This is a genomic window from Sharpea porci (genome assembly GCF_009695655.1).
GTDB lineage: Bacteria > Bacillota_I > Bacilli_A > Erysipelotrichales > Coprobacillaceae > Sharpea > Sharpea porci.
This window is the reverse complement of sequence record NZ_VUNM01000030.1, coordinates 1-20,843: the sequence shown is the minus strand read 5'-3', so window position 1 is coordinate 20,843 and position 20,843 is coordinate 1. Positions and strand designations below refer to the sequence as shown.

Genomic DNA, 20,843 nt, shown 5'->3' with positions numbered 1-20,843 from the left:
AATCCTCCTAAAAGTCAAAAAGATACAACATCGGGCTGTATCTTTTCCTCATGCAAAAACATTGTATCATAGCGTTTTCAAAAACGCATTATTTTATCACAATCTCGTTGATGTTTTTCAAAATAATCGATGTTGTGCCATCAGGATTATGGACCTGTTCAATATTTAAACCAGCGACATAGTCATCAACTGGCATCTGAATCTCAATATCATTATCCGTCACAAGCTTACAAGTTTCCATTGTCTTGCCTGTTGGAGCAACACTGATAACTGAGCGTTCATCAATTCCTAAGTCCTTCAACATCAAACCTGATTCTTCAGAAGCCTGATAGTCTTTTTCAAGTATTTTCTGAACGATTTCATATGGCTTTACTTCTTCATTATTCATTACTTTCTCGTTGATTTCCTGTTTCATAAGAGGAAGAGCACCAGTATCTTTAGAGACATGATATTGGCTATCCATCTTATTGACAACCTTCTTCATCGTATTGAATTTCTGACGGTCAGTAAGATTTTCTTCGCCTTTAATCCATTGGCTATTGAGATAGGTAGCCATCTTGCCATCAATCAAATATTTCTTTTCAAGAATCCACAATTTCTTATTATCCACATCCATCACAATCGCTTCATCCACCTTGCCTGCTGCAGTTGGTAAAAGCTGTTGTTGGACGATACGGACATTATCATCATCAAAGACACAGACAGGAACATATTTATAGTCAACTTTAAGAGCTGCAATCATATGTACCCCATCCCTATAACAATCCACATAAATAATATTCGCATTAGGCATAGCCTCAATATGGGAACCTAAATTAAAGAAACGTTCACTGATTTCTTTCGCCTGTGTTTTAAAGTTTTCATCATTTTCTGCCATCTGTTCCCCTCTCAACAAGAGTTCATGTAAACTTGGAACAGTGAGTTCTTTAAGCTGATTACTATTGAGTGCTTTTTCGACACGTTTACGATAATAATCTCGTGTTGTATCATTTAATGCGGCAAACTCCTGTGAGGTATGAACTTTCTTATGTTCTTGATCAAGAAAGTGTACTAAGATTTTATTAATAATAAGTGTGTTGATATTTCCCATGTTTTTCCTTTCCTTACCACGCAATCAAATTCTTGCGCTTTTCAACATCATCTAGACTCTGATTCAATTCATCGAGACTGATTGTCTTTGTTTTTGTATTGTCACTGTTAGCTATTGTAGCAGTTTGTTTATTAAGTACAAGAGGAATACGCACACTGCTTACACGAGCATTCACAACAATAACTTCTGACTTCTTTGTCTGAAGGTTGGTTTGTCTGACAAGATCGCCCACAACCACAAGTTCATAAGCAACACTATTCGCATCCTGCTTGCCCACCTTATCTTGTTGGTTTGGACCTTTTAACTGCATGATCTTTTCTAAAGTGATCGGCTGATCAATTGAAAAACCACAAAGCTTCTCTTTCTTATGAAGCGTAATTGTTTGTTTTTGATAAGCAATTGGTGACTTCTGCGCATTCACAACGCCCAAGTTCTTCGCTTTTAGCTCTGCGTCATTTAGAACCACTTCATACTGATAGCGACTTGTCACAGCAGGTACTTTACGACGAGAAATATAGAGATAGCCAGCTACTATAAAAATCACCATTGCGATAAAAAAGAAAGTTATAAAAGCCTGACGTGACAATTGTTTCATAGACATGCCCCCTTTTATCTCCATTTTACCACTTCCCCTCCAACTCTCGCAATAAACTACATTTCAATGCAATATTATGTTAGAATAGAGGCATAAAAGGACGTGATCATTATGGATAAACATAGAGATTTTATTGAACAGAATAAAGTCATCTTCTATATCATTTTTGCGATACTTTTCTCCTATGTCATTTACAATCTTTCCGATGTATTAGATGTTGCTGGACAATTCCTTGGTCTTTTTAAGCCACTCTTTATCGCAATTGTGATTGCTTTTATTGCCAACATACCAATGCGTCATTTTGAAATTTGGCTCGCCAAATTACAAAAGAAGATAGGAAAAACGCATTTTTCAAAAGGTACATTAAGAGCACTAGCAATTACTATTACATTCTTGTTGGCATTGTTGATTGTGATTATCTTTTCAAGTATTGTTGTTCCTCGTATTGCCGAAAGTATTTATCTCATCATGAATAATCTTGATTCCTATATCACAAGACTCACTAACTTCATCAATAAATGGGCGACAAAATTCCATACAAACTATCGTATCTCTCGTTCCGAAGTCAGTCGTCTCTTTACTACCGCAAATATCAGTGGTGTTCTTTCAACACTACTGGGCTGGTTCTCTGATGACAGCAGTAATGTTTCAACCGTTGTGAATTCTGTGGGCTCCACATTTGTCACAGCCATTACAGCCTTCTTCATGTCCCTCTATCTTCTCTCCAATAAAGAGCGTCATATAGCTCAGCTTAGAAAGCTTGTGCTCTATATATTTGGTAAGGATCTTAGCATAAAGCTCTTTCAAAACAGTGGAGAAGCCAACCGTTATTTCAACAGTTTCATTTCTGGACAAGTTCTTGAAGCGGCCATCTTCATGTTGGAAACATATGTGGTAATGAGAATCTTTGCCTTCCCATTTCCTGAACTTATTGCCAGTGCTGCTTTTATCTTTGCCTTTATTCCTATGTTTGGTGGATTCTTCACCTTTGTGATTGGGATTGTCTTGACAGCAGCCGCTAAAAGTTCTTCGACAATTCTCTTTGCGATTATCTTTATTTGCTTACAGCAGTTTGAGGGGAATTTTGTTTATCCAAAGATTGTGGGGAGAAGTGTTGGTATCAGTGGTTTATTTGTCTTGTTGGGATTGACTGTTTTTGGTGGACTCTTTGGCTTTATTGGTGTCCTTCTTGCCGTTCCATTAACAGCACTCGTCTATGCCTGGGTAGCACGTTTTGTGAACTCTCGCCTTAAAGAGCGCAAAATCAAAATTAAAAACAATAAAGTTTATGAAAATGAAACAGTGATCTATGATCCTGAAGATGATAAAAACAAGAAAATGATCAGTGAAACAAAAAATCAAGCTTAAAGTACTCGAAAGAGTGCTTTTTTATTTGAACTGACTGCTCCCACGGGCAAGCCCGTGGGGTTCTGATTGCCAAGTGTAGCTTGTAATCGTACATCATTCTCAGACTTTGGAGTTACAAGTGTAAATCTATTTGAATCAGAACTTTCATTACCAAGCAGCCCAACGACCACATTAGCGGTAAATTTCTGCTTTTCAGAAAGGAAGTACAGTCAATCTCCCTTATTATTAAGTTATTAAGCTATTTTAATCCCGCTGTTTAATACTTTAATTTTATGAGCCTTAATCCATGTGATTAGAGCTTTTTCTTTCTTGTAGCAATCATCAAATTCTGTAATGCATTTATTTTTATCTATATCTTGCGTCTTATAATTGTAACAATAGAGCAGGAATGATGAATACCAATCCCTTTGTACCTCAGTACCATCCTGTAGCTTATACAATCGGTCAGATAGTTTCTTTTTGATATAGTCATCAACCGTATGGTCGTACTGTGAGGCTCTATAATTGTTTGGTACTTCTATATATGTGCCGCCTGTTACTTTGAATTTCTTTTCCACCGTTGTTTGGAATCCAGATGGACATCGGTTCTTTATGGATTTGCCAAACCGCTTTTTCTTGTTGAACTTGCCTTTATCGTTTTTAGCGGTTTCTTTAGCTCGTTTCATGAGTTTGCTTGCATTTTTAGGCTCTGTGACGAATGTATCTCCAAGACTTCGCAGGTGATTAGAGTCTTCATTGATTGCAAGTTGCCTGTTTACAGCATTGATACGGCATAATTCAGAATGTTTTGCTTTTAACTTCTTGTAATGGTTTGAATGCTTCCAAGTCTTATGACCTTTCATAATGGTACCATCATCATTATAATTTTGAGGATTGGCTGCTCGTCTCGACCTGTCCATAGCACGATAGAGCAGTCGCTCTTTTCTTTCGGAAGTCTGAATACTATTACCACGTTCTGATAGATTCTTCAGACCGACTTCCGTATCAGATGTATAAGCAACAGTCTGTGTACCAATATCGGCACCTATCATCCCTTTGCCATACTCGTGACGAGGATTGCCATGCTTATCATATTTGGGCTTTGCTCTGCCCTCGATAGTAAGATGGAGATACACTCTGTATTTACCTCTTATCATTTTTGGAACAAGCGTAACGTAGCAAGGTCTGTATGTATCTATGCAGTAAGCATCTTCTATGAAAGTATTTACCGCCTTGTTATCCGTAATCTCAGGTTCAGCAAGATATGATAGAACCGAATTTACTTCATCCTGTTGGAATCTGTCATTTATCTGTATCCCAAAGACGGTCTTACCAAGCTTGAATTGCAGTTTGTCATTTTTAACAGACATTGGAATGCCACGATTTATCTGTTTTGCTCTGATACAAGGCAGTTCTCCATATTTTGAAAAATGAATAATTTTGCCATTATCGTATAAACATTTTTCGATACTGCGCCATACATCTTCGGCTTTAGTCAAGGCAAATACAGCATCTATTCCATATTTCTTGCCTATCGGAATCATGGACTTTCTGCAATAATCCCATGTTACATCATAAGATTTCTGCATCTCATTGAGTTGATTGGCAAGCATCTTACGTTTATCCTTGCCTTCTGTATTACCATATAAAGATAGCAGTTTGCGATATCTTTTTGTACGCAGAAGCTGGTCATAATTCTTTCTCATAATACCTACAAGTTCATTGCCTGCTTTACGAATTTTATCAGAAAGAGCCACGACTTTTAGCACATCGGAATAAGGCATATCGGTCTCAGCAACTAAAATATGCCTGCCAGATAGTTTATGATATTGTTTCAGAATCTTATTGTACTCTTCATCAATCATGATTTTTCTGTTCCTCAATGTACTTAATTACCGTAGCTTCGCTTATGTGACCTACTGTCGATACAAAATATCCTCTTGACCATAAAACGCCGCATCTTGCATAGAACTGTTTTAATTGCGGAAATGTCTTAAATAATTCAATAGCGCTGATGCTTTTAAGGGTTCTTACGACATCGCACGGAGCGACAGTCTGTGGGACATCTATAAAAATATGTATATGGTCGGGCATTACTTCAAGTGACTTAATATGATAGCTATAATCATCGCAGATTTTATGTAGTATCTGTTTAAGTGTATCTTCTACATTACCCTTTAATACTGAAAACCTGAATTTAGGACACCAGATAATATGATACTGTATCAGATATTTACAATGCGAAGCGCTATGATATTGTTCTTCGCTCATTGCCTTTTTCTCCTAACTGATATTTTTCCTGAATACCTCTACGCATCAAGTCAAGGAATGTGATAGTTTCACCTTCCTCAACAGAATAGATACGCGCAAGGTTTTCAAGCTCTGTTTTCCATTCGGAAGGAATGGAAATATTGATTTGTACATTATCGCTCTTAGGTCTTGCCATTAGAATCCTCCTGTAATATCCTTAATCCTATATCTCTTATCTCTTGCTCTTATAATTGCTTTGCAATCTTCAATGGTTGGATTTACTATTTTGCTCCAAATTCCATAATTCTGATGAGGTTGAACGTATGCAGCATCTTCTTCAGTAAGTAAACAGTCCCATTCTCCCAGCACCCAGCCATGTTTAACCATTCCTTTTTCTAATTGCCTTGGTCTTGGATGTTCCTTTTTGCATTTATTGCAAGGACACCACAAATGCTTGCAATGTGTTAATTCGTAGTATGTATATTTATCTATTCGCTTTTTGATTACTTGCTCAAAACCACAATATTCACATTTTAAAGTAAACATATACTTCCTTTCTGTGTTTATATTATACATATATTATATACCTGTTCTATGTGTTTAGCAAGTCAAAGAAAAGCGGCTTTCATTTGAAATAACCTACCGGATGAATAATATTATCCCTTAAAGGATCAAAGTCCGTTAATTCCTCATTAACCATCACACTCATCCTTTTAATCTTATCAAAGCCATACTTCTCCCTAATCTCATCCATTACAATATCAAGCTTCTTTTCTTTTTCTCGTTGTTTCTCATCTATAAATAAGCTTAGCTGTTCAACACCATCATCAATACAAAGATGGGACACATGGACATCAATAGAACGATAAGCATAATGAAAATCCACATTCTCATCCACCAATTCCATTACAACCTTCATAATCTCTGAAGCAATATTCGTTGCTTTTTCAATCTTTCTTTGTCTTGTGTAATATTTTAAATCCGTATTGCGAATAGCGATTGAGATCACATCGCCTTTAAGTCCCTGTTGTTTTAAACGTGTTGCGACAGATTCCACAAGCACCGTAAAGACCATTTTCATATCTTCCCGATTCTTCATATCCATGACAGCCGTAATACCATTGCCCACTGATTTAGGTTGTTGTTCATGGCTGACAGCAAGCACTTCAGAAGCATCATAGCCATTCGCAAAATACCATAACACTTCCCCCATCTTGCCTAAAAAAGAGCGCAAGTAAGCAGGCTCTTTCTTGGCCAAATCACCTATTTTACTGATGCCCCTGGCCTTAAGCTTTGGTGCTGTGCGATAGCCAACATAGAATAAATCTTCAATAGGTAGTGGCCATAACACTTCTTGATAATTATCCTGAGTAATAATACTAAAGCCCATTTTCTTTTTCAGATCAGAACCCATTTTCGCAAAGATCTTATTATAAGATATCCCCATAGAGACTTCGAGTCCTAGCTCTTCACGCACTCGCTTTTGTATCTTTCTTGCCACACTAATCCCATCACCAAACACTTGTGAAGAATGCGTCAAATCAATCCACGCCTCATCCAAGCCAAAGCTCTCTACATGATCCGTATATTCACGATAAATACCCTTAACCTCACTTGTATAATACAAATAATCATCATAATGGGGATGGATAATTAAGAGTTCCGGACATACTTTCTTCGCTTCACGTAATGTCGAAGCCGTTTTCACACCAGCCGCTTTCGCAAGATCATTTTTTGCAAGAATAATGCCATGACGCATTTCCTCATGCCCCCCTACAGCCATGGGCACTTGACGTAATTCTGGATGCAACATTTCTTCAATCTGGGCATAACAATGATTGATATCACTATGTACAATAACTCTCTCCATTTCTCCCACCTCTTCCCTTATTATATCTGCTTTGTTTCATTTTTCAACATTATAAGAAACTTTGATCATTTCATATTTTATAGTTTTATAATTATTAAAGATATGTTATAATAATTGTGACGAGGTGATATATATATGACACTTAAAGAATTAGTTCAGCAGTATAAAAGACAAACCCAACAAAATAATACACAAATTGCCGAAAAATTAGGCGTCACAAAAGCAACTGTATCGAGATGGTTATCAGGTGATGTCAAACATGTTCAAACTGAAACAATGGAAAGAATGAGAGATGTTTTTGGCTATGATGTCAAAGCTGTTCTTGAAGGAAAAGTGATTGAATTCAAGAAACCTATTCTTGGTTATGTCAAAGCAGGTTATGATATGTTTGCGGATGAGAACTATTTAGGAATGGAAAGTGTAACTGAGGATGAAAACCGTTTAGGGGATTATTTCTTAAAAGTACAGGGCGATTCGATGATTGGTGCTGGTATTATGGATGGCTCTTTAGCTTATGTCCAACAGTGTTCTGATGTCCCTAATGGCACAATTGGTGTTGTTGTCATTGGTGATGAAGTCACTGTTAAACGTGTCATTAAGAAGCATGACATGTTGGTGCTTGAAGCTGCTAACCCTGCTGTCGAAAATCGCTATTTCACAAGCAAAGATATTCGTAATATTCCTGTTAATATTATTGGTAAAGTCATTTTTGTGAAAACAACATTCTAAGAGGCGATATTTATCGCCTTTTTTCATAGATGAATTGTCAAATTAAGTGCAACACGATGTATGTGAGTCTATTTCGTTCATAACTTCATTTGGTGTCTTATAGCCAAGGCATTTTCGTAGCCGATTATTCATCAGTTCAAGATTATGCTTTAGCTCATTCTTCATCGACAAGTGATAGGTCAGAAGAAGCAAGTAAAGATATAACTGTTCTCTCATTTATGTTAAGATGGCTGTAGTTCATGGGATTCTCCTTGATAAATGTTTGTTTAGTCACTCACATTTTATCATTGAACCCATGGACTTTTTTTATTCTTATAGGCTGTTGCACTTATTATGATAATTTATCTATGAAAAAAATAGAGGTCATTGACCTCTATTAGAAACCTTTCCCTTCTTCCGCTAAGAAACGTTCAAAATCAGCATCAGTACCTAAGACATAATGTGTTTCACTGACCTTATGTGGTGTTCCTTCCTCATAGTTAAGACCGGATGTCTTATAGTCATAAGTATAAGACTTTCTTGTCTTTTCAACTCTTGGATTTGGATGTGGGATAGCTGAAAGTAAGGATTTTGTATAAGGATGAAGAGGGTTGTTGAAGATTTCTTCAGAAGTACCTGCTTCAACCAAGTGTCCTAAGTGTAAGACACCAATACGATTAGAAATATATTTGACCATGGACAAGTCATGGGCAATAAACAAGTAAGCAGCCCCTGTCTCTTTCTGCATCTTCTTCATCAGGTTGACAACCTGTGCCTGAATAGATACATCAAGAGCGGAGATCGCTTCATCGGCTATAACCAAGTCTGGGTTCATAATCAGAGCACGGGCGATACCGATACGCTGACGCTGGCCCCCTGAGAACTGGTTTGGATAACGGTTGGCATGTTCTCTTGAAAGGCCAACAGTTTCCAACATGCGATAGACTTTCTCATTTCTTTCTTCAATAGAATCATAGCTATGATGAATATCAAGCCCTTGGGCTACGATATCGAGAACCTTCTTACGTGGATTCAGACAAGCCATTGGATCCTGGAAGATCATGGCCATCTTCGTACGTAATGTCTTGATGGCTTCATTGCTCATCTTGCCTGAGATATCCTGACCTTCAAAGATAATCTTACCAGCTGTCGGTTCATAAAGACGAATAATCGCACGTCCTGTTGTCGATTTCCCGGAACCTGATTCACCGACAAGTCCATATGTTTCCCCTGGCATAATATCGAAGGAAATACCATCTACTGCCTTAACTGTGAATTTACGGCTGATGGGGAAGTATTGTTTTAAGTCTTTGACTTCAAGAATAGGTTTTGTTGGATCGATCATTTCGCAACACCTTCCTTTATCATCTTTTGAATTCTATTACGTAATGATGCTGGCATTTCTACCTTTGGCGCACGTGGGTCCATTAGCCAAGAAGCAACTTTATGGCTTGATGAGCCTGGTACATCAAACATTGGTGGTTCAAGTCTTAAATCAATATTTAAAGCATAGGCATTACGTGGCGCAAAGGCATCACCCTGAACCTTCTTAGTAAGGTTTGGTGGTGAACCAGGAATAGTATAGAGTTCATCATCATCTGTATCAAGATCAGGCATTGCCGATAAAAGACCCCAAGTGTAAGGATGACGAGGATCATAGAAGATTTCATCAATCGTACCCTTTTCAATAATCTTGCCGGCATACATGACATTGACATAATCCGCAACCTTCGCCACAACACCTAAGTCATGGGTAATATAGATTACTGACAAGTCTTTCTTCTTCTGTAAGTCTTGAATCAGTTCAAGAATCTTTGCCTGAATAGTAACATCTAGTGCTGTTGTTGGTTCATCACAAATAAGCAAATATGGATCACACGAGAGCGCAATCGCAATAACGACACGCTGTCTCATCCCGCCAGATAACTGGTGAGGATAGTTCTTCATACGTGCTTCTGGATCAGTAATGCCTACTTCACTAAGCAGTTCAACAGCTTTCTTATAAGCTTCTTCCTTACTTGTCCCATAGTGATACATCATAGGTTCCATAACCTGCTTACCAATTGTCATTGTTGGATTAAGAGATGTTAATGGATCCTGGAAGACCATGGCAATCTTACGGCCACGTATTTCTGACTGAATTTCTTTTTCTGACATTTTGACAATGTCTTTGGTATGCTTGCTGCCATCTGGATCAGTCCAAGTATAATTGATTGTTCCTGAATCGATGGTTCCATTCTTTGCAAGAATACCCATGATGGCTTTTGTCGTAACAGACTTACCTGATCCTGATTCACCAACAATCGCAATAGTTTCCCCACGGTATAAGTCAAGATCAACACCACGAATGGCATTGACTTTTGCCCCTTCAGTACGGAAGGAAATGGACAGGTCTCTAATTTCTAGTACTTTTTCTCTTTCTGCCATTGTTTATCCCTCCTTCATTGTTGGATCTAGGGCATCTCTTAGACCATCACCAAATAAGTTAAATGATAACATTAAGATGGCCATGACGGCTGCTGGTATCAACATCGCATGTGGATAAACCTGGAAAAGTCTGAAACCATCATTAATAAGTGTTCCAAGAGAAGCAAGAGGTTTTGTCAAACCTAAACCGATGAAAGCCAAATAGGCTTCATAGAAAATAGCATTTGGAATAGTCATCATTGACATGATGATCAACTGACCAAAGATATTAGGTAAGATTTCTTTAAATAAGATAAAGAAATTACCAGCACCAAGAGTACGAGCCGCTAAGACATATTCTTCTTCCTTAACCTTAAGTACCTGGGCACGCGTAATACGTGACATTGGAATCCATTCTGTAAAGATTAAGGCAATAATGACAGTCTTAAGCGAAGGCTTCATCACTGTTAATAAGATAATCAATACAACAAGTGTAGGAATAGAGTTAATAATTTCCTGGATACGCTGCATGATGGCATCAACCATACCACCAAAATAACCAGAGACAAGACCATAAGTCATGCCCACAACAATATCAATAATAACGGCAACAACCGCAATAATTAAAGAATAACGCGTACCCTGCCATGTACGTACCCATAAGTCACGACCAAGATAATCCGTACCAAACCAGTGTTCACCACTAGGTACACGATTGGCAATACTTGTATTCATTTCGGCATAATTCCATTTTGATACCATTGGTACAATAATGGCTAATAACGTAATGATAATAATAAGGATAACCCCAATAACAGCCCCTTTGTTTTCTTTAAAACGACCTAGGATATCCTGCCACATTGGGCGTGAAGGGAGAACTTCATCAATATTGATATTCTGTTTATCCCCAACAAGTTCAAAATCATCAGGTAAGAATTTTGTATTATCCATGCATTATTCCCCCTTTCCTAAACGAATACGTGGGTCAATCAAACCATAGGACACATCAATAATGAGCATCATCGCAATATACATAAAGGCATAAAGGAATGAACAAGCCATAATAATGTTGTAGTCATTGGAATGAATAGAATCAATCAATATCTGACCAAGACCAGGTACATTACAAATTGATTCAACAACCATAGTCCCTGTCATCAAGTTGACAAGAATAGGACCAATAACAGTAATAACAGGAATCAAAGCATTACGTAAAGCATGTCTGAAGATCAATGTCTTCTTATCAAGACCTTTCGCAAGTGCTAATGTCATGTAGTCAGAAGCCAAGACAGAAATCATTTCTGTACGCGTAAAACGGGCAACGTTCGCAATAACCGACATCGACAATGCCACAACAGGAATAATCGAAGAAACAATTGGATCATTCTCCAGATACATTGTTGGCAGTACCGGAAGTTTGACACCAAGAATAATAACCAGTAATAAGGCAAAGACAAATGAAGGAATAGAGACACCTAAAACAGAAATAATAGTCGCAATTGTATCCCAGATCGTATTGCGCTTTAAAGCAGCAATAATACCTAACAGCATTCCCACAATTGTCCCTAAGGCTGTTGCGGCAATACCATAAATAAAGGAAATCTTCGCTCTAGGCATAACAATATCGGCAACACCCTGGTCTTTGTATAATACATACGATAAACCAAAGTCACCCTTTACCATATTCTTTAAATAGTTACCAAACTGTACAATAACAGGTTTATCAAGACCATATTTGGCTTTGACAACTTCCATCTGCTCAGGAGACATCTTTTCTGAGTTAAATGGTGTACCAGGTAATAATCTTGTCATTAAGAACAAGATTGAAAGTATAACGAATAAAGTAACAATCGAAATCAATATTCTTTTTCCGATATACTTAAGCATGGACTTATCCATATAATCATCCTTTCTTTATATTGAATATGTGTATTCTAACACATTGTTGCAATAATACAAATTATAATAGGATTTTTTTAAAGAAGCATAAAATATCTAACATATTTATAAATAAAGAAACACATTATAGCGAAGAGCTATAATGTGTTTGACTTACTACTTTAATGTGACAAATTTAAATGTGTAAGGTACACCTACAGCTTTATGTACTAAGCCAGATACGCTTGTAGCCTGAAGTGCAGAACCACCCTTTTCAAATAATGGGATATCTGCCATATCATCCATACCAATTTTTTCAGCCTGTACCATTAAATCATAACGCTTGCTTGCATCTGATTCTGTCTGAATCTGCTTCATTAATGCATCATACTGAGCATTAGACCATTGACCATAGTTATTGCTGTTGCCTGTGCTTAATAAGTTCAAGTAAGTTGTTGGGTCAGCATAGTCAGGTCCCCAACGTGTAACAGCTAACTGGAAGTTACCACCCTTCATACGGTTGTTGATACGGTCCTGTTTAGTTGTTGCAGACATTTCAACCTTAAGACCTTTTAACTTAGATAAGTTACCCTGTACATATTCGGCAACAGAATCCATTGGAGATTCATCAGTACCATATAATAACTGAACAGTGACTTCAGATTTACCTAATTCAGCTAAACCTGCATTCAATGCTTCCTGGGCAGCTTTTTCATCATATTTCGTAAATGAACCAGCAATACTACGGAAGTCTTTTCCATCAGGAGACTGTGATAACTGTGCAGGTACGAAACCTTTTGCTTCCTTAGAACCATCTTTTAAGACATCAGAGCATAACTGCTTTCTATTGACTGCAAGAGAGATAGCCTTACGGATATTCTTGTTAGCCATAACTGGATCTTTTGTATTTGGTTCAAGGTAGAATAAGTAACCTTCATTGAATGACTTATAAGTATCTTTACCTTTATATTTATCAACCAAGTCAGAACTAATTGTTGCATAGTCAACACGACCTGAGTCAAAGTTTGCAGATGCTGACTGAGGTTTCATAGCTAAATCAAAGTGTAAATTCTTTAATTTAACATCCTTAGCATCATAATATTTATCATTCTTAACGAAATCAGCACTCTTACCTTTTGTCCATTTCTTCATAACGAATGGTCCATTAGATAATAGATATTCTGGTTTTGTCGCATAGTCTTTACCAGCTTTTTCAGCAAATTTCTGGTTAATTGGGTAATAACATGGGAATGTCATTAAATCCAAGAAGAATGGTACTGGTGCAGCCAATGTAACAACCAATGTCTTATCATCCTGAGCCTTAACACCAAGTGTATCAAGTTCAGCCTGAGTAGCCGTTGTACCTTTCTTAATTAAATCATCGGCATTTAAGATATTGGCACCATCTGATCCATACATATAAGCATAGTTACCAGCATTCTTAATAATTCTCTGCCATGCATAAACGAAGTCATTAGCAGTAACATCGTCACCATTGCTCCATTTTGCATCTTTTCTTAATTTGAATGTGTAAGTCTTGCGGTCATCACTTACCTTATATGACTGGGCAACGGCATTTACAGTTTTACCATTCTTGTCCAATCCTTCAAGACCTTCTGTGATTGCGTGTAATGCGTTGAATGACATACCATCATCAACAACTGAACTATCCATACCCATGATATCCAGTTCTGACGCAAATCTAAATGTAGAAGTGTCGGTTTTCTTTCCAGCCCCGCCACAGCCAGCTAACATTGTTGCTGACAGTGCGACTGCCGCAACACGTCCTAGTTTTTTCATAAACTTCCCTCCATCTTATGAAAATATTATGGCTTTTCGTTTACCATATCAACACTATACCTTCTTACATATATCTTGTCAATCATATTTCAATCTTTATTTTGCACTTTAAATAAATTGAATATATTCAATTTAGCTAATCTACAAATTTAATACTTTTAAAATCGTGATTGTATTACGTAATGTACAATTGTAAGCCCTTGTAGAGCCTTATTTTATAACATTTGTGATAATCTTTTATCACTTTGTATGTGATTTCTTATTTTCCAAAATTAAAAAAGAACAAGCTAATGCCCGTTCTTCAGTTCTTCTATTTTCTTTACAATCTCCTCACGACTTGTCAAACCGATAAACTGATAGAGGGCTTGCCCATGATCAAAAAGAATAATAGCTGGTAAGCTCATCACCCCATAAGCCATGGCAAGTTTTCTTTCTTTGTCGACATCGAGCTTGATGAGTTGAAGATCATCAAATTGCATTATCACTTCATCTAGCACATTGTCCATTGTCTTGCAAGGACCACACCAGGAAGCATAGAAATCGACAAGAACATAGCCTTGATCAGCTAGACTTTTCTTGAATGATTCTTTGTTCATGAAATATCCGCCTTCACATCTTTAATATGGACATCAAGCTGTGGATAAGGAATCTCAATGCCCTTTTCATCCAAGGCTTTCTTCACAGCTTCAAGCATCGAAAATTTACATTTCTCCCAGTTCTCCGGGGTTGCCCACGCTCTTAAAAGAAATGTCACTGAGCTTTCCTTGTATTCCTTAACGACAACCATTGGCTTTATATCAAGGGTTAATGGATGATTCTTTGCCACCATATGAATGATCTTCTTTACTTCATCTATATCACTCTCATAAGCCACATCAAAATCTAGATCAATACGACGGGCATCGGAAGAAGAATAGTTAATGATGATATTGCGAGCTACGGTGGAGTTAGGAATAATGATTTTCTCATTTTCCACTGTCAACATATAAGTATAAAATAAGGATATCTCCTGCACCTTTCCAACCGTCCCACTTACTTCAATCAAATCACCTTTTCCAAAAGGCTTCGCAAAGAGAATCATAATCCCATCAATAAGTTCACTTAATGTCTCTTTAACAGCTAAAGCAATGGCTGCAGCAGCGGCTGTAAACATCGCTACAAGTGATGTCATATCGACCCCAAGTGTTGAGAGGGCAGTTAAGATAATAATAATTGTAAAGACAACTTTAATAATGGTATGAAAGAAATTTAAGACGATTTCATCATGATTACTTTTTTCAATATAAGCCATGATGATTTTACGGATTGCTTTGGATACCCAGTATCCAATTAATAGAATCAAAAGTGCTGATACTAAGCGTTCTAAATTATCGCCATAACGATTCAAGAATTTTTCTAATATTTCCATAACTCCTCCTTGTCGTCCTATTATATATGAAAGACGAAAAGACTTAAAGAGTTAGTCAAGGAGAAAAAAGGTTGAATTATTCATTAATTACGATAAAATGAAATCAGCGACAAAGGAGGCCACACGATGAAAGTAGCAGTCTTGACTGACAGCAATTCTGGCATCACTCAAAAAGAAGCTAAGGATTTAGGTGTCTACGTCATTCCTATGCCCTTCACAATTAATGGTGAAGAATTTAAAGAAGACATAAATCTTTCACAGGAAGATTTCTATAAAAAACTCATTCATGAACAGGCTGATATTTTTACGAGTCAGCCAGCCGTAGGTGATATTACAAAATATTGGGATCAGGCTTTAGAAGACCATGATCAGCTCGTTCATATTCCAATGTCCTCAGGTTTATCAGGAAGCTGCCAGACAGCCTTGATGCTTGCCGAAGATGAGAAATATGCCGGTAAGGTCTTTGTAGTAGATTCACAGCGTATCTCAGTGACCCAGAAATGGGATGTCTTTGATGCTCTCTATCTCGCTAAGGAAGGTAAGAGCGGTGAAGAGATTCGTGATTTATTATTGGAAAATAAGCTGAATGCGACAATTTATATTACCGTGCCAACACTTGATTATTTAAAGAAAGGCGGGCGTGTAACCCCAGCTGCAGCTGCTCTTGGTGGTTTGCTGAAGATTAAGCCTATTCTTTCTATTCAGGGTGAAAAGCTCGATAAATTTGCGACAGCTCGTACGATGAAGAAAGCGCGCAAGATAATGATTGATCAGGTGAAGGCTGATATCGTCAATCGTCATTTTGGTGAATATCGTATTGCTGGAGCATATACATATGATAAAGAAGATGCACTTGACTTTAAAGCACAGGTTGAGGAAGCTTTTCCAGGACATAAGATGATGATGGATCCACTCTCATTATCTGTTGCCTGTCATATTGGTCCTGGTTCACTGGCTGTTGTTGCTTGTAAAAAGCTAACAGATAGTATTGGAGAAGGTGAATACTAATTCACCTTTTTATTTGTATAAAGGCGTAAAATATTATAGAATGCATATAGAAAAAACATTTCCCAAAATGAAATAAGAAAGGTCGTGAAATAATGGCTGAAGATAATAAGAAAGCCACAAGAAGTCACTCCCATAAGAGAAGAACTTCAAAGAAAAGACCACCTAGAAAACAAATAGATACACGTATTTTTGCCTTAGGTGGGTTAAATGAAATTGGAAAAAACATGTATGTAGTAGAACATGGTGATGAATTAATTATTATAGATGCAGGTGTTAAATTTGCTTCTGAAGGTTTACCTGGTGTTGATTATGTCATTCCAGACTACACATATCTCAAACAGAACAGTAAAAAAATCAAAGGGCTATTTATTACCCATGGGCATGAAGACCATATTGGGGGTATTCCCTTCTTGCTTCAATTAGTCCCTATTCCATTTATCTACGCTACACCTCTAGCCTGCGCCATGATTCGCAGAAAGCTTGAAGAACATCGTCTTCTCAATGAGACAAAGCTGATTCAGATTGATATTACTGATCCAGGCTGGTCAATGCGTACAAAATATTTCAATGTTGGTTATTTCAATACCAACCACTCCATCCCTGAATCCATCGGTATTGTTGTCAATACACCTAATGGACGTATTGTAGAAACAGGTGACTTTAAATTTGACTTAACGCCAGTAGGCAGAGCTGCTGATTTCCAGAAGATGAGCTTCTTAGGGGAAACTGGTGTTGATTTACTGATGGCCGATAGTACAAATGCTGAAGTACCTGCCTTCTCTATTTCTGAAAAGAAAGTTTCAGCAACTATCCAACAGGAATTCCGTAAAGCCGATGGGCGTATTATTGTAGCAACATTCGCTTCTAACGTTCATCGTGTTGCTCAGATTGTGGATGCTGCCGTACGTTTTAATAGAAAGATTCTTGTTTATGGTCGTTCAATGGAAAACAATATCATGATTTCAAGAAAACTTGGTTATATTAAATGTCCAGACCGTTTCTTTATTTCCAATGAAGAAGCTAAGCATTTACCTGATAACGAAATCATGATTATCTGTACGGGTTCTCAGGGTGAAGCCTTAGCCGCCTTAAGCCGTATTGCGAATGGCACACATCGCCAAGTCAAGATCAAACCAGGCGATACAGTTATTTTCTCATCCAACCCAATTCCAGGCAACCAGGCTTCTGTCAGCCGTGTCATCAACAAGCTTTATCGTGCAGGTGCCCGTGTTCTTGAAAACTCTGCCATCAGCGATCTACATACTTCCGGACATGCCTCACAAGAAGAAATGAAGCTGATGTTCTTACTTACAAAACCACGTTATTTCTTCCCAATTCATGGGGAATATCGTATGCTTGTGATTCATAAGCATCTTTATGAACAAGTGGGTGGTGAAAAAGATCATGCCTTCATTCTTTCTAATGGCGATAGCTTGATTTTACGCAACCATGAAGTCTTCCCTGGCCCACGTGTCCATGCCGATGATATCTATGTGGATGGCAATGACCTCACTGGTCTTTCAACAGCTGTTCTTCATGATCGTCAGATTCTTTCTGAAGACGGTATGGTCGCTGTATTAATTGCCATGGATAGCCATGAAGGCAAACTCCTCAATCGCCCGATTATCATGAGTCGTGGCTTTGTCTATATGAAGGATTCGACAGATATGATTCGTGAAGCAGAACGTATTGTCCAAAGCAAACTCAATGCAGAGCTCAAAGGCAAAACAACCTTTGCCTCTATCAAGAATACAGTTCGTGATAGTCTTACATCCTACTTCCATCAGAAGACAAGAAGACATCCAATGATCATTCCTGTCATCATGAATAAGAAAGTCTAATGAGAATACGTCGTCAAATTGGTATTGCTCTGCTTGCTTTAATCGCCTTAGCCATCACTATGACAATCGTACATACGATTGTCATTTCACCTAAAAGCTATCGTATTCATCATGTTGAAGTGACAAACAAGGCTATTCCTCAACAATTCCAAAACTTCAAAATTGCTTATCTTTCTGATATCCATTTAAGAAGTCAAAAAGATATCACGAGATTAGAAGAAATCGTCAAAGATCTTAATGAACAAAATTATGAAATGGTGCTCTTTGGTGGTGATCTTTATGAAGGAAAAGTCTTTGAAGATAAAAAAGTAACACAGATTCTCAACTCTATTCATTCAAGCTATGGCAAATTTGCGGTACTTGGTGAAGAAGATAATAGTAATAGCAGTCAGGTAGTTCAGATTCTCACTGAAGCGGGCTTTGAAACACTCAATAATGAAGCACGCACCATTTACTACAATGAAGCAAAAATCAGGCTTATTGGCTATAACACAGAAGCTTCAACCGCCCTTGAAAAGAGCGATCTTTATACAATCAGCTTTTCCCACTATCCTGATCAGTTTGCCTTCATCAGTGATACATCACAATATCATTTAGCTGGCCATTCAGGGGGTGGATTTATCTATCTTCCACTTCTAGGCGCAACCACAAAACTCAATCATGCCAAAACTTATAATCATGGTTCTTATACAAAGAATAATGCCACACTCTATGTCAGCAACGGTCTTTCCATTATGGCTGATCATTCTTATAAGTTTTTAGCGAAAAATGAAATCGTGATACTTACCCTCAACAAATCATAGTGTCGAAAAGACACTATTGGCATCAACGAAAGGAGATGTTGGGTTTGAAAGGTAAAAAATCTTACATTATAGATATAGCTATCATGTTGGTGATTGGCTATATCTCATTACGTCTATCCGTTGGTGGCGAAGTGAAGAGCGTCCTCCATACCTTAACAAGTGCAAGCCCCATCTGGCTAGCTGTCTTAATAGCGATTATGCTTGGATACTATCTTGTAGATGGATTGGCATTATGGCTTTTAGCTCACAACTACAAGAAAGATTTCACTTTCAAACAAGCCTTTATTAACGCCTTAACTGGCACTCTCTTCAACGGTCTTACCCCAAGTTCATCAGGCGGTCAGTTTGCCCAGGTCTTCGTCTTCAACAACCAGGGCATTCCCCCAACGATTGCTTCTGGCATTCTCATGATGTGCTTTATCAGTTACCAGATTGCCCTCATGGCCATCTCAGCCATCCTCATGCTAGTAAACCTCCCCTATTATATAAGTGAAGGAGCTACCGTAACTGGTATGGCAACAACTGGCTTTCTCATTAATGTCAGTGTAACAGCTGCCTTTATCCTTGGTGGACTCTCAAAAGGCTTTCAGAACTTCATCATTCATACCGTAATCAAATTCCTTGCGAAAATTCATATTGTCAAGAACTATGAAGCGACAAGCGCTAAAATCGAAAACTATTTTTCAGAATTCAGACATGAAATGATTGTCTTATTAAAGAATCAAAAAATCTTCTGGCAAGTCAATGCCTGTAACTTTTTAAAACTCTTCTTGATCTATGCGACACCATTCTATGCCTGTTTAGCCCTGCATATTCATGTCACGCCAAGCATGTTCATTACTTTCCTTGGCCTTGCTTCAATCATCAACCTGATCAATACCTTCCTACCTATTCCTGGCGCAAGTGGAGGAAGCGAAGGATGTTATATGATTTTATTTGGCTTTTTAGGGCAAGTTGATGCCTCAAGTTCCATGTTTATCTGGCGTTTCTTCTCATTCTATTTTGGAATGATTATTGGTATGGTAAACTTTATGATTGCGAAAGATACAAAACGAAAATAATCTAAAAGAAGCAAGACAATATCGCTTGCTTCTTTTTTTAGACCGTTGATAACTATTAGGTACATTTATACCCTTTAAGGTATATTATCTTTTATTTTTACGTTTTTATACCCTATATGGTATATTTTATATTAATTTATTGTGTTTTATACCTTTTATGGTATAATTTGTGTATGAATATTATTGGAAAATATGTCAAGGAAGAACGTAGAAAAGCAGGTTTAACACAAAAAGAATTTGCCTTAAGAGCTGGATTGGGATTACGCTTTGTCCGAGATTTAGAACAAGGAAAGGAGACTGTAAGACTCGATAAAGTCAACCAAGCTCTTGCCATGTTTTCTATGCAAGCTGTTCCTGGCAAAATTGAACGTAATGAGGAGGAAGTATAATGGCTAGTGTAAACAGAACCGCCTATATCTATGTTCAGGACCATTTTGCAGGTCTTTTAAAAGATACGGATGATGGCTATCTCTTTCAATATGATGAAAACTATCTCCAATCAACGAATCCTTTACCAAATGTCGCCGTAAAGCCCCTTGCTTTAGCAATGGGGATATAAGGCGACAATTATCTTGCTGAAAGTTATCTAATCCCTTTTGTATTAGATAGGTAAGAGTGGTATAATATCTATATGAAATACAAATCTAATCACAATGTAGTCTATTCCTGCAAATACCATGTGGTATGGTGTCCTAAGTATCGACGTTCCGTTTTAATAGACGGTGTTGATGTTCGTCTAAAGGAGCTGATTAAAGAAACATGCGACCAACTTAATGTC

The 20,843-nt window shown here is 37.6% G+C and carries 23 protein-coding genes and 1 pseudogene; 9 read left to right on the top strand and 15 right to left on the bottom strand.

Features of this window, described 5'->3' with window-relative positions:
* Window positions 1-88: 88 nt before the first annotated feature.
* A complete protein-coding gene (locus FYJ79_RS10430) occupies window positions 89-1,090 on the bottom strand; it encodes a nucleoid-associated protein (protein ID WP_154517968.1) in 1,002 nt (333 codons plus the stop codon).
* 13 nt (window positions 1,091-1,103) lie between these two features.
* Window positions 1,104-1,685: a hypothetical protein gene (locus FYJ79_RS10425; protein ID WP_154517965.1), complete on the bottom strand. Its 582-nt coding sequence runs from the start codon at window positions 1,683-1,685 to the stop codon at window positions 1,104-1,106.
* Window positions 1,686-1,796: 111 nt separating this feature from the next.
* On the opposite strand from FYJ79_RS10425, the gene FYJ79_RS10420 reads away from it, so the two are divergent.
* Window positions 1,797-3,053, top strand: a complete 1,257-nt coding sequence (locus tag FYJ79_RS10420) for an AI-2E family transporter (protein ID WP_154517962.1) — start codon at window positions 1,797-1,799, stop codon at window positions 3,051-3,053.
* A gap of 233 nt (window positions 3,054-3,286) precedes the next feature.
* Here FYJ79_RS10420 and FYJ79_RS10415 read toward each other — a convergent pair whose 3' ends face one another.
* The 5 genes from FYJ79_RS10415 to FYJ79_RS10395 form a co-directional block, all read right to left on the bottom strand.
* Window positions 3,287-4,897, bottom strand: a complete 1,611-nt coding sequence (locus FYJ79_RS10415) for a hypothetical protein (RefSeq protein ID WP_154517959.1) — start codon at window positions 4,895-4,897, stop codon at window positions 3,287-3,289.
* Entirely contained in the window at window positions 4,890-5,303 is a 414-nt protein-coding gene (gene tnpA, locus FYJ79_RS10410; protein ID WP_154517955.1) for an IS200/IS605 family transposase, read from the bottom strand. The genes FYJ79_RS10415 and tnpA overlap by 8 nt, the downstream gene beginning before the upstream one ends.
* The gene (locus tag FYJ79_RS10405; RefSeq protein ID WP_154514410.1) at window positions 5,281-5,478 is read right to left on the bottom strand and encodes a hypothetical protein; all 198 of its coding nucleotides are present in this window, start codon (window positions 5,476-5,478) and stop codon (window positions 5,281-5,283) included. Before FYJ79_RS10405 ends, tnpA begins: the two co-directional genes overlap by 23 nt.
* Complete coding sequence (locus tag FYJ79_RS10400) at window positions 5,478-5,828, bottom strand: hypothetical protein (RefSeq protein WP_154517952.1); 351 nt, start codon at window positions 5,826-5,828, stop codon at window positions 5,478-5,480. Before FYJ79_RS10400 ends, FYJ79_RS10405 begins: the two co-directional genes overlap by 1 nt.
* Window positions 5,829-5,907: 79 nt before the next feature.
* Window positions 5,908-7,152 carry a Y-family DNA polymerase gene (locus FYJ79_RS10395; RefSeq protein ID WP_154517949.1) on the bottom strand — a complete coding sequence of 415 codons (1,245 nt, stop codon included), beginning with the start codon at window positions 7,150-7,152 and terminating at the stop codon, window positions 5,908-5,910.
* A gap of 135 nt (window positions 7,153-7,287) precedes the next feature.
* Here FYJ79_RS10395 and FYJ79_RS10390 point away from each other — a divergent pair, with 135 nt between their 5' ends.
* Window positions 7,288-7,881: a LexA family protein gene (locus tag FYJ79_RS10390; protein WP_154517946.1), complete on the top strand. Its 594-nt coding sequence runs from the start codon at window positions 7,288-7,290 to the stop codon at window positions 7,879-7,881.
* A 42-nt stretch (window positions 7,882-7,923) separates the two neighbouring features.
* Here the strand turns inward: FYJ79_RS10390 and FYJ79_RS12885 are convergent.
* The 8 genes and pseudogenes from FYJ79_RS12885 to FYJ79_RS10355 form a co-directional block, all read right to left on the bottom strand.
* Window positions 7,924-8,062, bottom strand: a pseudogene (locus FYJ79_RS12885) (IS30 family transposase); the annotation flags it as partial.
* Window positions 8,063-8,257: 195 nt separating this feature from the next.
* Window positions 8,258-9,205 (bottom strand): ABC transporter ATP-binding protein, encoded by a 948-nt coding sequence (locus tag FYJ79_RS10385; protein WP_154517943.1) that lies wholly within the window; start codon window positions 9,203-9,205, stop codon window positions 8,258-8,260.
* Window positions 9,202-10,287 (bottom strand): ABC transporter ATP-binding protein, encoded by a 1,086-nt coding sequence (locus tag FYJ79_RS10380; RefSeq protein WP_154517940.1) that lies wholly within the window; start codon window positions 10,285-10,287, stop codon window positions 9,202-9,204. Before FYJ79_RS10380 ends, FYJ79_RS10385 begins: the two co-directional genes overlap by 4 nt.
* Window positions 10,288-10,290: 3 nt before the next feature.
* Window positions 10,291-11,217 carry an ABC transporter permease gene (locus tag FYJ79_RS10375; RefSeq protein ID WP_154517937.1) on the bottom strand — a complete coding sequence of 309 codons (927 nt, stop codon included), beginning with the start codon at window positions 11,215-11,217 and terminating at the stop codon, window positions 10,291-10,293.
* A gap of 3 nt (window positions 11,218-11,220) precedes the next feature.
* A complete protein-coding gene (locus FYJ79_RS10370; protein WP_154517934.1) occupies window positions 11,221-12,165 on the bottom strand; it encodes an ABC transporter permease in 945 nt (314 codons plus the stop codon).
* Window positions 12,166-12,321: 156 nt separating this feature from the next.
* Entirely contained in the window at window positions 12,322-13,944 is a 1,623-nt protein-coding gene (locus tag FYJ79_RS10365) for a peptide ABC transporter substrate-binding protein (protein WP_154517931.1), read from the bottom strand.
* A gap of 287 nt (window positions 13,945-14,231) precedes the next feature.
* The gene (locus tag FYJ79_RS10360; RefSeq protein ID WP_154517928.1) at window positions 14,232-14,540 is read right to left on the bottom strand and encodes a thioredoxin family protein; all 309 of its coding nucleotides are present in this window, start codon (window positions 14,538-14,540) and stop codon (window positions 14,232-14,234) included.
* Window positions 14,537-15,352: a mechanosensitive ion channel family protein gene (locus FYJ79_RS10355; protein WP_154517923.1), complete on the bottom strand. Its 816-nt coding sequence runs from the start codon at window positions 15,350-15,352 to the stop codon at window positions 14,537-14,539. Before FYJ79_RS10355 ends, FYJ79_RS10360 begins: the two co-directional genes overlap by 4 nt.
* Window positions 15,353-15,478: 126 nt before the next feature.
* On the opposite strand from FYJ79_RS10355, the gene FYJ79_RS10350 reads away from it, so the two are divergent.
* The 7 genes from FYJ79_RS10350 to FYJ79_RS10320 form a co-directional block, all read left to right on the top strand.
* The gene (locus FYJ79_RS10350; protein WP_154517920.1) at window positions 15,479-16,360 is read left to right on the top strand and encodes a DegV family protein; all 882 of its coding nucleotides are present in this window, start codon (window positions 15,479-15,481) and stop codon (window positions 16,358-16,360) included.
* 92 nt (window positions 16,361-16,452) lie between these two features.
* Entirely contained in the window at window positions 16,453-18,201 is a 1,749-nt protein-coding gene (gene rnjA / locus FYJ79_RS10345; protein ID WP_154517917.1) for a ribonuclease J1, read from the top strand.
* Window positions 18,201-19,004: a metallophosphoesterase gene (locus tag FYJ79_RS10340; RefSeq protein WP_154517914.1), complete on the top strand. Its 804-nt coding sequence runs from the start codon at window positions 18,201-18,203 to the stop codon at window positions 19,002-19,004. Before rnjA ends, FYJ79_RS10340 begins: the two co-directional genes overlap by 1 nt.
* Window positions 19,005-19,039: 35 nt before the next feature.
* Window positions 19,040-20,065 (top strand): lysylphosphatidylglycerol synthase transmembrane domain-containing protein, encoded by a 1,026-nt coding sequence (locus FYJ79_RS10335; protein ID WP_154517911.1) that lies wholly within the window; start codon window positions 19,040-19,042, stop codon window positions 20,063-20,065.
* 173 nt (window positions 20,066-20,238) lie between these two features.
* Window positions 20,239-20,454 carry a type II toxin-antitoxin system Y4mF family antitoxin gene (locus tag FYJ79_RS10330; protein ID WP_154517908.1) on the top strand — a complete coding sequence of 72 codons (216 nt, stop codon included), beginning with the start codon at window positions 20,239-20,241 and terminating at the stop codon, window positions 20,452-20,454.
* Window positions 20,454-20,624, top strand: a complete 171-nt coding sequence (locus FYJ79_RS10325) for a hypothetical protein (protein WP_154517905.1) — start codon at window positions 20,454-20,456, stop codon at window positions 20,622-20,624. Before FYJ79_RS10330 ends, FYJ79_RS10325 begins: the two co-directional genes overlap by 1 nt.
* 72 nt (window positions 20,625-20,696) lie before the next feature.
* Window positions 20,697-20,843, top strand: a 147-nt coding sequence (locus FYJ79_RS10320; protein WP_195837076.1) for a transposase, incomplete at its 3' end; no start/stop codon positions are given.